Origin of the sequence: Staphylococcus sp. GDX8P54P (assembly GCF_017893165.1) — a bacterium.
In the GTDB taxonomy this organism is placed as follows: Bacteria; Bacillota; Bacilli; order Staphylococcales; family Staphylococcaceae; genus Staphylococcus; species Staphylococcus borealis.
On record NZ_JAESMM010000011.1, the window covers coordinates 73,892 to 91,344 of the forward strand.

The 17,453-nt window shown below is 33.1% G+C and carries 12 protein-coding genes and 1 pseudogene; 4 read left to right on the forward strand and 9 right to left on the reverse strand.

Features of this window, described 5'->3' with window-relative positions:
* Positions 1-15: 15 nt before the first annotated feature.
* The 4 genes and pseudogenes from nagE to KA909_RS05985 form a co-directional block, all read right to left on the reverse strand.
* Complete coding sequence (gene nagE / locus KA909_RS05970; RefSeq protein ID WP_053029637.1) at positions 16-1,482, reverse strand: N-acetylglucosamine-specific PTS transporter subunit IIBC; 1,467 nt, start codon at positions 1,480-1,482, stop codon at positions 16-18.
* Positions 1,483-1,882: 400 nt separating this feature from the next.
* Positions 1,883-2,509, reverse strand: coding sequence for an LPXTG cell wall anchor domain-containing protein (locus KA909_RS05975; protein ID WP_193839220.1), 627 nt, complete (start codon positions 2,507-2,509; stop codon positions 1,883-1,885).
* Between the two features lie 347 nt (positions 2,510-2,856).
* A pseudogene (locus KA909_RS05980) lies at positions 2,857-3,462 on the reverse strand (transposase); the annotation flags it as partial.
* A gap of 780 nt (positions 3,463-4,242) precedes the next feature.
* Positions 4,243-4,866: a lysophospholipid acyltransferase family protein gene (locus KA909_RS05985; RefSeq protein WP_193839218.1), complete on the reverse strand. Its 624-nt coding sequence runs from the start codon at positions 4,864-4,866 to the stop codon at positions 4,243-4,245.
* 167 nt (positions 4,867-5,033) lie between these two features.
* Between KA909_RS05985 and KA909_RS05990 the strand changes: the two genes are divergently transcribed.
* A complete protein-coding gene (locus KA909_RS05990) occupies positions 5,034-6,314 on the forward strand; it encodes a S1C family serine protease (RefSeq protein ID WP_193839217.1) in 1,281 nt (426 codons plus the stop codon).
* 198 nt (positions 6,315-6,512) lie between these two features.
* On the opposite strand, the gene KA909_RS05995 is transcribed toward KA909_RS05990, so the two are convergent.
* From KA909_RS05995 to tyrS, 3 genes are all read right to left on the reverse strand, one after another.
* Positions 6,513-7,922, reverse strand: a complete 1,410-nt coding sequence (locus tag KA909_RS05995) for a DHA2 family efflux MFS transporter permease subunit (RefSeq protein ID WP_210130043.1) — start codon at positions 7,920-7,922, stop codon at positions 6,513-6,515.
* 123 nt (positions 7,923-8,045) lie between these two features.
* Positions 8,046-8,516, reverse strand: a complete 471-nt coding sequence (locus tag KA909_RS06000; protein WP_193839215.1) for a MarR family winged helix-turn-helix transcriptional regulator — start codon at positions 8,514-8,516, stop codon at positions 8,046-8,048.
* Positions 8,517-8,640: 124 nt separating this feature from the next.
* Positions 8,641-9,903 carry a tyrosine--tRNA ligase gene (gene tyrS / locus KA909_RS06005; protein WP_193839214.1) on the reverse strand — a complete coding sequence of 421 codons (1,263 nt, stop codon included), beginning with the start codon at positions 9,901-9,903 and terminating at the stop codon, positions 8,641-8,643.
* A gap of 376 nt (positions 9,904-10,279) precedes the next feature.
* Here tyrS and KA909_RS06010 point away from each other — a divergent pair, with 376 nt between their 5' ends.
* A complete protein-coding gene (locus KA909_RS06010) occupies positions 10,280-11,203 on the forward strand; it encodes a transglycosylase domain-containing protein (RefSeq protein WP_481906436.1) in 924 nt (307 codons plus the stop codon).
* A 150-nt stretch (positions 11,204-11,353) separates the two neighbouring features.
* Here KA909_RS06010 and KA909_RS06015 read toward each other — a convergent pair whose 3' ends face one another.
* Together KA909_RS06015 and acsA are read right to left on the reverse strand one after the other, a co-directional pair.
* Positions 11,354-13,021 (reverse strand): formate--tetrahydrofolate ligase, encoded by a 1,668-nt coding sequence (locus KA909_RS06015; protein WP_210126226.1) that lies wholly within the window; start codon positions 13,019-13,021, stop codon positions 11,354-11,356.
* Between the two features lie 523 nt (positions 13,022-13,544).
* A complete protein-coding gene (gene acsA / locus KA909_RS06020) occupies positions 13,545-15,254 on the reverse strand; it encodes an acetate--CoA ligase (RefSeq protein WP_193839213.1) in 1,710 nt (569 codons plus the stop codon).
* A 164-nt stretch (positions 15,255-15,418) separates the two neighbouring features.
* Here acsA and KA909_RS06025 point away from each other — a divergent pair, with 164 nt between their 5' ends.
* Together KA909_RS06025 and KA909_RS06030 are read left to right on the forward strand one after the other, a co-directional pair.
* On the forward strand, positions 15,419-16,051 hold the full coding sequence (locus KA909_RS06025) for a GNAT family N-acetyltransferase (RefSeq protein ID WP_210130044.1): 633 nt from the start codon (positions 15,419-15,421) through the stop codon (positions 16,049-16,051).
* Positions 16,052-16,086: 35 nt separating this feature from the next.
* Positions 16,087-17,244, forward strand: coding sequence for an acetoin utilization protein AcuC (locus KA909_RS06030; RefSeq protein WP_193839212.1), 1,158 nt, complete (start codon positions 16,087-16,089; stop codon positions 17,242-17,244).
* Positions 17,245-17,453 lie beyond the last annotated feature (209 nt).

Here is a 17,453-nt window from a genome sequence, read left to right on the forward strand (position 1 = left end):
ATGATTCTCTTCAATTTATAGTTGTTTTTCTATTTCATCCGCAACTTGTTGTACGTGTGTGCCGATGATGACTTGTGCTGAATGTTGACCACTTTTTGTCACACCTACTGCGCCAGCATTTCTAATTTTTTGTTCATCAATTATGGAATTATCTTTTAATTCCATTCTTAATCTTGTAGCACAATTTGTTAGCGTAGTAATATTGTCACTACCACCTAACCCCTCAAGAATTTGACTTGCAGATTGATAATACTTACTTTTACTTGATGAAGCTTTTGTATCTTCATTTTCAGTTGTATTAGCTGTAGGATCCGCTAATAAATTATCGCCACGTCCAATTGTATTAAGATTAAATATTTTAATAACAAATCTAAAGATAAAGTAATATAGCGCGAAAAATACAATCCCTTGAACCAGAATCATTAACGGGTGGTTAGCAACAGGATTAATTAACGATAATGCATAATCGATTAAGCCTGCACTAAATGAAAAGCCTGCTGTCCAGTGGAATAATGCAGCAACAAATAATGATAAACCTGTTAATAACGCATGAATCACAAATAATACTGGTGCAACAAACATAAACGCAAATTCAATCGGTTCTGTTACGCCGACCATAAATGCTGAAATAGCACTTGCTACAAACCAACCATACACTTGTTTCTTCTGACTTGATTCAGCAGTATGATACATTGCTAGCGCTGCGGCAGGCATACCAAACATCATAATTGGGAAAAATCCTGCTTGATATCGACCAGTAATACCTTTAATAGCATCTTGTCCAGTTTGGAACTTGCCGATATCATTTATGCCTGCTGTATCAAACCAGAACACTGCATTTAATGCATGGTGAAGTCCAGTAGGAATTAATAGTCGGTTGAAGAAGCCGTATAAAAATGCCCCAAATGGTCCAAAACCAATTAGCCATTTACCAAAAGCTACAATTGCAGAGTAAATAAATGGCCAAGCAAATAGTAAAATCGCAATTAAAAATGTACAATAAAAAACAGTCATAATTGGAACTAAACGCTTACCACTAAAGAATGATAATGCTGTTGGTAATTCAACATCACTGAATTTGTTATAACAGTATGCTGCAATTAATCCTATAATAATACCTATAAATACATTTGAATTATCCATCTTACTAAATCCATCGTTGACAGCACTTACTTTGATGTTAAATAATGGTGCGATGAACTCTGGAGATAATACTTTTACAACCAGTGCATATCCTAATGCACCTGCTAATGCTACTGCACCATCGTTTTTCTTAGCCATGCCTATTGCTACACCAATTGCGAAGATAAGACCAAGTTGGCCCAATATGGCTGATCCTACAGTAGTGAAGAATAGTGATATTGTTGGTAAAACATTTAGTGCTTTAAGCAAATTACCGATACCAACAATAATTGCACCTGCAGGTAATACAGCAACAGGCAGCATTAAGGATCTACCTAATTTTTGAAAAAACTTAAACATTCCGTTCACTCCCAATACGTACGATATTCAATTATTTTATCGATAACTATACTATGTATACAGTTCCTTTATTAATTTACCATAAATGTAAGCGGTTTTGATGTGTCAATTTTAAATCATTTTATGAAAATTTATTATTATTAAATTGTCAAAAATATTTCTCTTTCTGATAATTTTAATTAGGTTTTATTAAAATGAAAAGGGAGCGGGACAGAATTCTTTTGAATTCGTCGTCCCACCCCCGCATGGATGACTAGAACTGAGAAAAGCTTGATTGAAGCGCCTTCTCAGTTCAGTCAGCTACTGCGAATTTGATAAATAGCATTACTATATAATTTATGTCCCAGACTACTTTTTCAAATCAAAATTATACACAAAGATTTAAATTGTTTGAGAATTTCTATTTATTAGTATTGAAACGTTTAAATGTTAATAATGAACCAGCTGCTAATAATACTGAAGCGATGATAGTAACTAAACTAGAATTAGATTGTTCGCCTGATTCAGGTAATGCTTTTGTTGTAGCTTGATTTTGTTGTTGTGTGTTACTATTTTCTTCACCAACAGTTGAATTTTGAGTTTGATTGTTTTGTGAAGGCACATTATCATTAGTTGCTTGATTTTGTTGTTCATTATTTGAATTGTCATTTGCAACATTATTAGATGTATTTTCTTGTGCTGTATCAAATTGATAGTAGCCTACATTAGTCATTTCTCCGTTTTCAGTTCCAGCAGCTGCACCTGATCCAACTTTAACTAAACCGTCTTTGTAAACTTCAATAGCACCTGAACCATGTCCAGACTTATTACCAAAAAGAATTAAATAATAATCCCCCTTATCTTGTGGTTTATTAAAATTTAGTTTCTCTGGACTGTCCCCATGTTCCGCCAAAACACTACTTCCAATGGCTACAGCATTGTTAGCTGTTACTTCACTTTCAGCAGCGTTTGCTTGATGTACTCCCACTCCTGCAAATAACAATGCTCCTGCTAAAGTTGATGATGCTAAAATATTTGTTTTTTTCATATTCAAAGCCCCCTAGTTTATAAATAAAATACGAGATTGATAAATATTCATGTAATTCTATGTTGTACACAAATTTATATTAACATCATTTTGTAGCTACATTTTTAATTTATTGTAAAATTTAAAATAATTTTATTATTTTAAATACTTATCAAAAATGCCCGTTGATTGAAAAATCGTATTGTTTGAATACTTATTCTTGTTTTTGAGTTTACTTAAATCCTTTATCAAATAACTTACTGGTTTTCAATTTAGACTTATTTACATAAGTAATTTTCAAACTCTGTCTTAGCCCCTTTTGTGCTGACGTGTTTAATATTACAATACTACATTTGATCTTAATTAAATCATTGTAAATCAAGGGTCCGGGACATAAGGCTCTTGGATAAGTAAATAAAGACAATTTCTTTTGAAATAATATAGAAATTGTCTTTATTATAATTTTTTTGATTATTTTCAGCTCGTTGAACTGTTACTTTTCTTATATTAAGTGCCATTAGCACAAATCCTAGTTCTCTTTTAGCTTTATCTATCCCTCGAACAGACATCCGAGTGAAACCTAAAATCACCTTCATAAATCCAAAAATCTACTCCACATAAATTTTCTTTGACTGTAGATATTTTTTGTTCTGGTTTTGAAAGCTTTTTGTTAATTCGGGATTTAAAATATTCCCATTTATAATGCTTCATTATTTTTTATTTTCATTTTGAATTAAAGTTTATACATTGATTCTTCAGCGGACATTCTGAACAAACATCACATTCATATAACTTGAAGTTTCATTTAAAACCATACTTATCATGGCGATAGGTATATCTTTTAAAACCTAGTCGTTGATTATTCGGGCAAATGGATTCATCATTAATTTCGTCATACTCCAAAATTTAAGTATTAAACCTGTCACTTTTATATTTTTTATTTTATCTTTTATAAACATCCCATATTTTAGGATTGTATGATGTTGCACCACAGTGATGTCTGAAGTCTTCTAATTCATTGTCAGGAATTGTTTCAACAATATCTTTTACATGATATGAAATATCATTTTGGGGAATAAGCACTGGAGTTTCTATTCGTAGAGTAAGTTGAGTCATATTATATTTTTTAGTATTTCAATTTAAAAATACATATAAATACAACGTATTGTGACAAGACGCTTGCGTTGATTATTAATGAACATAAGTGCTAGCACACTTATGTAAGAAATTCTAAAGATGAACTACGAATGACCTTGGATGACTCTTAGCACCTTATTTATTGAACACAAGTGCAACTGCACTTGCGTAAGTAGTTCTAAGATAGATGACGAAGTGTAGTTGTGTAGACTCCTAGTGGAAAAGAAAGTGTCGAGTGACTACAGGCACGAGCCTTTCCCACAGGAAAGCGAAACAACTTAATAGAGTGAATATCTATCTAAGAACTACTTTACAAAACCGCGGCTCGACCCATCCCCCTAGGCAAGCATCACAACAGAATGAGTAAATGTTCATCTAAGCATTTCTTTTGAGGACTACAGAATGAAGCTGTCCCATAAGAAGGACCCCAACACAGAGAAACTGAGTTAATCAGTTTCTACAAGCAAAGCACGTTGGGCAAGCGAGCCAACAATATCAAGTATTGTAAAGAAAGAAACCAGTAAATGCGTTTGTTAAAACGCATTTACTGGCTATTTCTCTAGGAATGATGTCCCAGACTCTTTGCAATCGTTCTACATTCATCTAACGATATCATTCTATTTATTTAAACTATCTTGAATTAAATGTAATTCTTTTTGTAATTGTGCTGTACGTGTCTCGATTTCATGAGTGAGATAGTCTATCTTCTCATTTCTCTTTAAATCTTTAGGTATATCAGATGGGTAAATAGGTTCTCCAAATTTAATTAGTGCCTGCCCTGTAATTAAACCGTGTAATTTTGTTGGTCCAACATACGCAGCTGGTAAAATAGGTGCTTTACCTAACATTGCAATCGTTGAAGCACCTCGTTTTAATGGCGCACCTTCAACAGAAGTACGATGTCCAGTTGGGAAAATACCTACTGTTTTATTGTCTTTTAATAAATTGACTGGTCTTTTTAGTGTACTTGGCCCTGGATTTTCGCGATCTACAGGAAACGCATTTAATAAAGTTAAAAATTGGCCAAACCATTTATTCTTAAATAATTCTTTCTTAGCCATATAATGAATTTCATTCGGTACTAAAGCCATTCCTAACATGATTACTTCATTATAACTTTCGTGTGTACATGTCACGACGAATTTATTATCTTTAGGAATATTCTCCTTACCGATCACATACAAAGATTTAGCCATTTTGACTAATATCAAATCTAATAGTTTACTGATAAATTGATACATTATGTCACCTGCTTATTGAAATATATACTTTATTGATTTTATCATTATCCTTATTTCTGAACAACTTTTCAAAAGATACATCTAAAGTCTGATGGTGGATTACTGGCATTATTTCATCAAAACTTTCATAATTAAATAAAGGGTTAATATTATAATGGAGGTTAAAAATGTCTGAATTTAATCAAGAAAATCAATCCAATCATAGCACCTATCAGCAACCTCAACCTGGAAAGCCAAAATTTCCGTGGTTTAAAACCGTTATTGTGGCATTAGTTGCTGGTATAATTGGTGCATTACTTGTATTGGGAGCTAGTAAAATAATGGGGTTAGTCGGAATCGATAACGGTGGCGCACAAGTTCAAGAAGCCAGTAATAGTAAAGGTGGCAATGTGCTAGACGGAAAAAGTGATAAATACAAATCCGTCAATGCAATGATAAAAGATGTTTCTCCTGCGATTGTTGGTGTCATCAACATGCAGAAAGCCAATGGTTTGGAAGATTTTTTACAAGGTAAATCATCATCAAAATCAGAAGAAGCCGGTATAGGTTCAGGTGTAATCTACCAAATCGATAACGATTCTGCTTATATTGTGACAAATACACATGTTATAAGTGGTGCTTCTGAGATAAAAGTGCAACTTCATAGTGGTAAGCAAGTTGAGGCAAAATTAATCGGTAAAGATAGCGTTTCAGATATTGCAGTTTTAAAAATAGATAATACGAAAGGTATTAAATCGATTAAATTTGCAAATTCTTCTAAAGTACAAACTGGAGATAGCGTCTTTGCAATGGGTAATCCATTAGGTCTTGAATTTGCAAATTCAGTAACTTCAGGTATTATTTCAGCCAATGAGCGTACAATCGAATCTAATACGACTTCAGGTGGTACGAAAGTTAACGTCTTACAAACAGATGCTGCGATCAACCCTGGTAACTCTGGCGGTGCACTAGTGGATATTAATGGTAACTTGGTCGGCATCAATTCTATGAAAATAGCTGCCGAACAAGTAGAAGGTATTGGTTTTGCTATTCCAAGTAATGAAGTTAAAGTTACAATTGAACAACTAGTTAAACATGGTAAAATCGAACGTCCTTCTATCGGTATCGGTTTACTAAATTTAAGTGATATACCTGATTCATATAAAAAAGAATTAAATACAGATCGTGATGATGGAATTTATGTTGCAAAAGTAAGTGGTTCAAGTGAATTAAAAACAGGCGATATTATCACAAAAATAGATGACAAAAATGTTAAAGAAGACACAGATTTAAGAACATATCTATATCAAAATAAGAAGCCTGGCGAAACAGCAAAACTTACGGTTATTCGTGACGGTAAAACATTAAACGTCAATGTAAAACTTAAAAGTCAATCAGCCGCTACATCATCAAATCAATCATCAAATTCTGAGTCAGAATTTAGTGGCAATAGTCAGTTTATACAGTAGGAAGTAACATAATATATATAAATCAGGCTAAGATAATGATATTAATATAATGTGATTATCTAGCCAATCTATAGTTACTGACTGATTTTGAGCAAAAGCTATAAAATAAAGGTTCTCAACTTTAGTCTCCCATGCGGGGGTGGAACAATAAATTCGTAAAGAATTTTGTTCCACCCCTATTTTCTTTTATCACATTGTTTATACCGTCTTTTTCGATTTTTGAGTTAAAAATAACGCTGGAATCACAAGAAGAATTAAAGTTATAACTGATACTAAAAATCCAGCGTGATAAGCAATGATATTATTCGCCATTGAAGAACCTAATCGATTTACTACAAGTGAAAGCACTGTTGCTATAAAGGCCGTTCCGAAACTTGAACCAACATTTTCAATCATATTAATACCAACACCAGCTTCAGCCAATTTATGCTCATCCATCCCCATATAGGCATCCGTAGTGAGACCTAAATTAATACCACCAACACTACAACCTCTTAAGAAGAGTATCAATGATAGAACAACTATGCTTGTATGTTCAGTTATAAATAATAAAGGTACTGAACCAAACATTGAGATAATAACACTGATAATAACAACCCATTTAGCACCAAATTGATCAATAACTTTACCAATATAGGGTCTTGTAATAAGCATACCCAGACCCTGTGGTATCAGTGCTAGAGCAGCTTCAATTGGCGAAAACTGCTTAAAAGTCTGAAAGTATAATGGAATAATGACCATTGGCCCCATGATACCGATGTTAGAAAGAAAGAGACCTATGAATGATGCAGTGTAATTTCTTCTTTTGAATAGAGAAATAGGTAATATTGTATTATCATCCTTCATTTTGTTATAAACAAAATACAACATAATGAAAATACAACTTACAACTAAGAGAACCATTGTCGTCGTATTGTAAAAACTATGATAGTCGCTCGCTTTCGTCAAACCATAAATCATAGAAATACTGATTAATCCTAATAAAATAACACCAATCATATCAATAGACTTCTCTTTATTTAAAGGCTTAAAGTTTGGTAAATATTTCATTTGTAAAAGAATCGCAACGATGACCACGATAACATTAATAAAAAACATCCAACGCCAAGACACAAAATGAATGATAACACCACCGATTACTGGTCCTAAAATAGGTCCAAAAATCATAGGTGTACTTACAATTGCCATTACTTTTCCAATATGGTCTTGACCTGTTGTCTTAATCAATAATGTAAACATTAACGTTGTAATAACGCCTGCAGACATACCTTGAATAATTCTAAATATAATAAAGCTCTCAACATTCCAACTGATACCAGCTAAAACTGATGTCATCCCAAATAGTATCGAAGCAGAAATAAATACGTACTTTCCATTATATTGATTGACCAACCACCCTGCTATTGGAATAATTAACGCTAGTGCAAGAACATAACCTGTTATTCCCCACTGTACGATATCGAGCGTTGTACCAAATGTATGATTTAACTGTTTAATTGCTATATTAATCATTGTTGAATCTAACATAGGTGCTATAGCCCCTAATGCAATTGCCCAAGCAGCAATCATTATTTCTCTTGAAACTTGACGTTCATTAACTTTCGACATTAGAACCCTCCTGTATATTGTTTCCATGTCAACAAAATATACACCTTTTTTGTTTCCTTGTCAACAAAATATAAAAAAGAGCGGAATAAAATTCGCTACGAATTCATTATTCCACTCTAACAATTAAAGCGTACGTTGTTGCTGTTCTATAAGTTGGTCTAAATGGTCATTATATCTTTCTATAAACGTCATCATATTTTTAAATTCATCTTCAGTCATACTATCAAAAACCGTTTGATCTCTATCTTGAAATGTTTCATGTAGTTCAGCGTGAATGCGATAGACTTTCTCACCTTCATGAGTCAACTTAAAATAAATTTCCTTTTTATTATCTTCACTTTTAAAACTTTCAATTAATCCTTTTTGTTGCAATCGCTTAGTTAATTTACTAATAGCACCTCTCGTCATAAATAACTTATGCGCTAAATACCTTACATTAGGTTTCTGATATTCTTTGATTGCTTCAATACAGTGGACTTCCGAAGGCTTATATCCTTTAAGCGCTTGTTCCATTTTATCTTTATTTAACCAACCTATTTTGTTAAATAAATCTCTAAAGCTATTCATTAATATTTCTTCTTTATTATTTGTCATTTCATCACTTCTTTATGTTCTTATAGTATATTCATTATAACTATATTTGAATAACATTTCATAAAATAAGGGCAAGTAGCATCATCGTAAATACTGTGCTACATTGCCCATTCACTTAAAATGCTTATTTATAATTAAGCATGAAATATTTTTTCTTACCACGACGAACAATTGTGAATTCATTATCAATTTTATCATCGTCACTTAATTCAAAGTCCACGTTTTGTTGTCTCTCACCATTAATATAAATCGCACCGTTATTAACATCTTCGCGTGCTTGACGTTTAGATGATGCAATTCCTGTTTCAATTAATGCGTCAATGATGTTTGTAGTTTCAGTTGATAATTCAACTTGTGGTACATCTTTGAAACCTTCTTTTAATTCTTTACCTGATAATGATTTTAAATCACCGCTAAATAACGCTTGAGAAATACGAATAGCATCATTTAATGCTTCTTTTCCGTGGATAAATTCTGTCACGCTTTCTGCTAATGCTTTTTGTGCTTCTCTTAAATGAGGTTGTTCATTTTTAGATTGTTCTAAACGATCAATTTCATCTTTATCTAGGAATGTAAAGTATTTTAGGAACTTAATGACATCATCATCTGATTGATTAATCCAAAATTGATAAAATTCGTATGGACTTGTTTTATCAGCATCTAACCAAACTGCACCTGATTCTGACTTACCAAATTTCTTACCATCCGATTTCGTCACTAATGGAATAGTTAAGCCATAAGCTTCAGTTTGACCATACATACGACGCATTAATTCAATACCACTTGTGATATTTCCCCATTGGTCAGAACCACCTACTTGCAGTTTACAATTTAATTCACGATTTAAATGTCCGAAATCAATTGCTTGTAGTATTGTATATGTGAACTCAGTGTATGAAATACCATTTTCAAGACGAGATTGTATTGAATCTTTACCTAACATATAGTTCACACCAACGTGCTTACCATAATCTCTTAAGAAATCGATTAATGAAATTTGATTTAACCAATCTTTATTATTAACGAGTACCGCACCTTTGTCAGAACCAAATTCAAATAATCTATGCATTTGATCACTAATACCTTTAACATTAGCTTCTACTTGGTCTTCAGTTTGTAATACACGCTCTTCAGATTTCCCAGATGGGTCACCAATCATACCTGTTCCACCACCAATTAATACAATTGGTTTATGACCATGTTCTTGGAAACGACGTAAAGTCATAAATGGTAATAAATGGCCGATATGTAAACTATCGGCTGTTGGATCAGCACCACAATATAATGAAATTTGTTCTTTATTTAACAGTTCTTCAATCGCTTTTTCATCAGTTTGTTGATAAATTAAGCCTCTCCATTGTAGTTCTTCAATTAATGCATTAGTCATAATTTATTCCTCCTATATATATTGATTTATTAATCATTGATGATTGATACTCTATTTAAGGTAAAATAAAAAGCGCCCTTACACATACAACATGTAAGGGCGCTTGAGCACGTTACCACCATACTTAAATAGCAAATAGCTATTCACTTTATCAATGATACGTTCATTAATAAAACGTTGGATAATTCATCATAAGGTGTATTCATATAAGCGTAATTATTAGTTCACAGCAACCACTAACTCTCTGAAAATCACAAATATATTACTTGTCCTCATATCCAAAAGATATTGAATTGTAATTAATTATAAGTATAAAAAATATAAAAGTCAAATATGCGAATATGATATACTATACTTAAATTTTAGGAGGTTTAAGATGAAAAGGATGTCAACCAACACAAATAGAGACTCAAAGTTTAATACATTTGAAAAATCCTACAAAAAAGTAAAACATATCATTGTAGGCTTATTTAGTGTTGGTTTATTGGTGAGCATGATTGGATTTATAGGAACAGTCATCTACTTTAATCACTTAACACATGAATCATCTCAAATAAGTGATAGTGAATTACAACAAAAAGTACTTCACTTTGCCGGTGATGATTTAATAAATCATAATAATTCTAATGTGTTAGAGGAATATGACAAATCCGAAAATTCTCTTATCGTCGGTCCAAAACACGTTAATCCAAATGTTATCAAAGCACTTACCTCTTCAGAAGATACCATGTTCTTTAAACATAATGGTATTTTGCCGAAAGCGCTCGTACGTGCGATGATTCAAGATGTATTTGATCTTGATCAAAGTTCTGGTGGTAGTACAATAACCCAACAACTAGTTAAAAATCAGGTATTATCAAGTAAAAAAACATATAGTCGTAAAGCAAACGAACTTATATTGGCAATGCGTTTAGAAAAATTATTATCAAAGAATGAGATTATTTATACATATTTAAATATTGTACCTTTTGGTAGAGATTATGAAGGCAATAATATTACAGGTATCGCATCAGCGTCATACAGCTTATTTGGTATACCTCCGAAAGACTTAAACATTGCCCAATCTGCTTATCTTATCGGCTTATTACAGAGTCCTTATGTTTATACGCCATATGAAGAAAATGGTGAATTAAAACCATATAAAGCGGTTAAAATTAGTGTCGATCGTCAACATTATGTGTTAAAGCGCATGCTCGTTGAAGGTGTAATTAACAAAGAAGAATATCGTCATGCCAAGCGATATCATATCTACCATCATTTATTAACAAATCCTGAATTAACGAATCATCAACCTGCATAATTTCATCTTAACTATAGAGTAGTTTTATTTTATACATTTTATTTTCATACATTGCTCATTAAAAAAGCCGACAAAGTGTAACACTTTGTCGACAGATTTAATCATGTATCTTCGTATACATATAATTTTTATTTACTATATATTATTGCTTTAGAATAAACCTACTGCATGACCATCTTCTGTAACGTCCATATTTAACGCAGCTGGTTTCTTAGGTAATCCAGGCATAGTCATAATTGCACCTGTTAAGGCAACAATAAATCCTGCACCTGTTTTAGCTTCTAATTCTCTAATTGTAATATCAAAATCAGTTGGTGCTCCTAATGCAGTAGCGTCATCACTGAATGAATATTGTGTTTTAGCCATACAGATTGGATATTTACCCCATCCATTATCAGTAAATTCTTTTAATTGTTTTTTAGCTTTTTTACTGAATGTTACTGAAGAACCACCGTAAATATCTTTTACGATTGTTTCAATTTTTTCTTCTAATGATTGATCTAAATCATATAAGAATTTGAAATCATTTGGTTGTTCGATAACTTCTAATACTTGGTTAGCTAATTCAACGCCACCTTTACCGCCTTTTTCCCAAACTTCAGTTAAAGCGATTCTAACGTTATTTTCTTTAGCCCAAGCTTTTACAGCTTCAGTTTCTGCATCAGTATCATGAATAAATGCATTTAATGCGATAACTGGTTCAACTCCGAATTTACGGATGTTATTAACGTGACGTTCTAAGTTAACGATACCAGCTTTTACAGCTTCAACGTTTTCTTCTTTAAGATCATCTTTTGCTACGCCACCATGCATTTTAAGCGCACGAACTGTTGCAACTAATACGACTGCTGATGGTTCGAAGCCAGCTTCTCTAGCTTTGATGTCGATAAATTTCTCAGCACCAAGGTCTGAACCGAATCCTGCTTCAGTTACAACGATATCTGCAAGATCACGTGCAGTTTCTGTAGCTAAAATAGAGTTACAACCATGTGCAATATTTGCGAATGGTCCACCATGAACTAATGCAGGTGTACCTTCAATTGTTTGAACTAAGTTAGGTTTAATAGCATCTTTTAAAATCATTGCTAATGCACCTTCAACTTTTAAGTCAGCAACTGTAACTGGTTTACGGTCGCGAGTATAGCCGATAGTAATACGACTAATTTTTTCTTTTAAGTCATTAATATTACGAGCTAAACATAAGATAGCCATTACTTCTGAAGCAACTGTAATGTTGAAGCCATCTTCACGTGGTACACCATTTGTAGGTCCACCTAAACCAACGTTCACATGACGTAATGCACGGTCGTTCATGTCTAATACACGTTTCCATTCAACACGACGTACATCAATGCCTAAGTCGTTACCTTGATGGATGTGGTTGTCTATAAATGCAGATAACGCATTGTTAGCAGTAGTAATGGCATGGAAGTCACCATTGAAGTGTAAGTTAATGTCTTCCATTGGTAATACTTGTGCATAACCACCACCAGTTGCCCCACCTTTAATACCAAATGTAGGTCCTAATGCTGGTTCACGTAAAGCGACCATTACATTTTTATTTAATTCGTTGAACGCATCAGATAATCCAACTGTAACTGTAGATTTACCTTCACCTGCTGGCGTAGGACTCATAGCAGTTACTAAAACGACTTTCCCTTTGTTGTCTTTAGGTTTGATTTGATTGATATCAATCTTAGCTTTATAGTGACCATATTGTTCTAAAGCATCTGCTGGGATGCCAGCTTTTTTAGCGATTTCTCCAATAGGTTTAAGTTCTGATTGATTAGCAATGTCTAAATCTGATAAATGTGCCAACTTATTTCAACCCCTTATTAATTTTAGTTTGATTTATGTAAGAATACCTCAAACAAATGTTTTAAGGTTTCTTTTAACCTTACATACTAATAATAACTAACAATGAAAGCGATGTCGAATTTTTGAGAGCGTTTCCAATGATTTGTGTAAAATTTAACTTAATTTTATGATAAATCAACTAATTTAAATATATACTGAATGTAAATCATTAACTTTTTAGGTAAAAATACATTATTACTTTATTTAAAATTTAGAACGATTATTTCTAAATTGAACAGTAATTTAATAATTCTAAGAACAAAATCTCTTAAATCATGTGATCTAAAATGGATAGTAGAATGTAGTTAATCATTGAGCCCAAACAAAGACTATCTCAAAATAGATTTACAAATTAAGCAAGTTGGACAAGTAAAGTAACAATACGAATTAATGTAAATAAAGAAACCAGCAAATGAAGTTGTAAAAACTCATTCGCTGGTTATTTGACTAGGAATTATGTCCCAGATCTTGTCTAATAAATGATTTAATCTTCCATTGTACTTAAATCACCTGCATCTAAGTTAAGCTCCCAAGCTTTCAATACACGTCTCATAATTTTACCTGAACGTGTTTTTGGTAATTTATCTTTAAATTCTATTTCTCTTGGTGCTGCATGACCTGATAATCCTTCTTTAACAAACTTACGAATTTCTGTCTTTAATTCGTCAGATGGTTCATAACCTTGTCGTAATGAAATAAAGGCTTTGATAATTTCACCTCTGACTGGATCTGGCTTACCGATAACCCCAGCTTCCGCAACCGCTTCATGTTCAACCAATTTAGATTCTACTTCGAAAGGACCCACACGCTCACCAGCAGTCATAATGACATCATCAACGCGTCCTTGGAACCAGAAATAACCATCTTCATCTTGATACGCAGAATCTCCAGATACATACCAATCGCCAATGAAATATGAGTCATATTTTTCAGGGTTCTTCCAAATTGAATACATCATTGATGGCCAACCTTTCTTGATAGCTAAATTACCCATTCGATTTGGTGGTAACTCATTACCTGAATCATCAACAATAGCAGCTTCAATACCTGGGAGTGGTTTACCCATTGAGCCTAATTTAACATCAACTGCAGGGTAATTTACAATCATATGTCCGCCTGTTTCAGTCATCCACCATGTATCTAACACGCGTTTATCGTAAACATCTTTAGACCATTTTATAACTTCAGGGTTTAAAGGCTCACCTACTGATAATATTGAACGTAATGATGATAAATCATATTTCTCAACGATATCATCACCCGCACTCATCAACATTCTTAGTGCAGTCGGTGCAGTATACCAAATCGTTACTTTAAATGTTTCAATCATGCTATACCATTGTTCAGGTGAGAATCGTCCTCCAGCAATACAATTCGTTACGCCATTTAACCAAGGTGCAAAGACGCCATAAGATGTTCCTGTAACCCATCCAGGATCAGCTGTGCACCAGTATATGTCATCTTCTTTTAAATCTAATACGTATTTACCTGAAATATAGTGAAGTAACATGGCCTTTTGAACATGTAATACACCTTTAGGTTGACCAGTAGAACCAGATGTATAATGCAAGATAAGTCCATCATCTTCTTTCAACCATTCGATATCAAATGATTCACTAGCATGATGCAATTCTTTATTAAAATCTATATATTGTTCATCTACATCCTCATCAACGACTATAATCGTCTCAAGATGTGGTAATTTCTCCTTAGGAATTCGATTAACTAAACTGTTTGTCGTAATAATAACTTTTGCCTCACTATTATCTAACCTATCCGTCACTGCTTTTTCCATAAAGGCTTCAAATAGAGGTCCCACGATAGCACCTATCTTTAAAATACCAAGAAAAGCAAAATAGAGTTCAGGTGTTCTAGGCATAAAGATAAACACACGATCCCCTTTTTGAACATTTGCTTTATCAACTAATACATTTGCAGCTTTATTTGATAATACTTTTAATTCTTTAAACGTATATTGTTCTTTACGCTTTTCATCTCTATAGTTAAGTGCAATTTTTTCACCTTTGCCATTATCGACATGGCGATCTATGCACTCATAAGCCATATTAATTTTTCCAGTTTCATTCCATGAGAAAGCTTTTTTCACTTCGTCCCAATCAAAGTCTTGATAAGTTTTTTCATAATCTTGTAAATTATAATTACCTTTCTCGCTTTCAAACACTTCTACTTTCATTGTAAACTCCCCCTTGTTTAATGAAATCGCTTTCTTTAAAAAGTATTATACATTAATTTTTGTGTTATTCAAAATTTTTAGATAATTATTACAATTTAATTTGTTTATTTCTCTAAATAAATATAAAATAACTATAATAGTAGTTCGTATTGGGAGTGAGATTAATGAAACATATCAAAACGCATGTAACCAAGCACCTTACAATAAAAGATAAGCATTTCACAATTGAAGGGCCTGTTTCATATCAATATTTGAAAACGCTTTCTTTCGACGAATCATTAAATGCCTTTAGACCTTCAAATGACCAGTTTGAAGCTTTACTTGAAATAACTCAATTGCCAGAGGGACGCATTTATATAGCTCGAGAAGATAAGTATATTATCGGTTATGTCACCTATCACTATCCTGACGACTTTGAAAGATGGGCTGAAGGTCAATTGCCTTATTTATTAGAGTTAGGTGCAATAGAAGTACAACGTAATTATAGACAATTTCATCTTGGTGGCGAACTTATTGCGTTAAGTCTCACTCAAGATGAATTTGAAGATTACATTGTTTTAACTACTGAGTACTACTGGCATTGGGATTTAAAAAATGCAAAACTTGATGTTTTTGAATATAAGAAAATGATGCAAAAGTTAATGTCTAAAGGTGGCTTAGAAGTATTTGCTACAGATGATCCAGAAATCACAAGTCATCCAGCTAATTGTCTAATGGCAAGAATTGGGAAAAGGATATCATTAGACCAACAACAATCTTTTGATGATTTACGTTACAAAAATCGATTTTTATTTTAGCCATTTCTGCTATAACTTTAAGGGGTATGATATTTATGCAAAAAAATTTAAAAACGGGATATGTATACTCAGATGAACTATTGAAATATCGTTTCAATGATAATCATCCTTTTAATCAAATGCGATTAAAATTAACGACAGAATTACTCCAAATGATGAACTTATTAAATGATGAGCAAATTATCCAACCTAGAATAGCAAATGAAGACGAACTTGCTTTAATTCATAAATATGATTATATCCAAGCAATTAAACACGCTTCACATGGTATTTTAAGCACATCTGAAGCTCAAAAATATGGTTTAAATACTGATGATACATTTCAATTTCGGCATATGCATAGACATAGTGCGCGCATTGTAGGTGGTGCGCTAAATTTAGCAGATGAAATAATGAATGGAAATTTACAAAATGGATGTCACTTAGGCGGTGGCTTGCACCATAGTCTTCCTGGACGCGCGAATGGATTTTGTATTTATAATGACGTGGCTATAACTGCGAAATACCTTGCTTCAAAATATCAACAACGGGTGATGGTAATTGATACCGATGCACATCATGGTGACGGTACACAATGGAGTCTTTATACAGATAACACGATAATGTGTTATTCCATTCATGAGACAGGTAAATTTTTATTTCCAGGATCAGGGCATTACACGGAGCGTGGTGAGGATTTAGGATATGGATATACAGTAAATTTGCCATTAGAGCCTTATACAGAAAATGATAACTATTTAAAGGTATTTGAAGAATCCGTAACAAGTGTGATTCAAGCATATAAACCTGACATCCTACTTAGTGTGCATGGCGTTGATATTCATTATTTAGATCCATTAACACATATGAGTTGTTCACTAGAAACTTTATATGAAATACCATATATCATTAATAAACTAGCTCAACTATATACTAAAGGAAAAGTACTCATGTTTGGTGGTGGCGGTTATAATATTTGGCAAGTGGTACCTCGAGCGTGGAGTCATATATTTTTAGCTTTAATGAATGAACCTATCCAAGAAGGCCCTTTGCCCGAACAGTGGATAACAAAATGGCGAAACTATTCACCTGTTAAATTACCCAAGCACTGGACAGAAGATTATCGTGACTATGTAACGATCCCAAGAACACAAGCAATCTCTGAAAAAAATAATGAACGTGCGAATAGAATTATTCATTGGTATACAAATTAAAAAAAGGAGTAGGAAGTGGGACAGAATTCTTTTAAATTCGTCGTCCACTCCCAGCTTGCTTTGTTTGTAGAATTTCTTGATGAAATTCTCTTTGCTGGGGCCCCGACTCCCAACTTGCTTTGCTTGTAGAATTTCTTAGTGAAATTCTCTTTGTTGGGGCCCCGCCCGCAAGGATGACTAGAACTGAGAAAAGCTTGATTTAAGCGCCT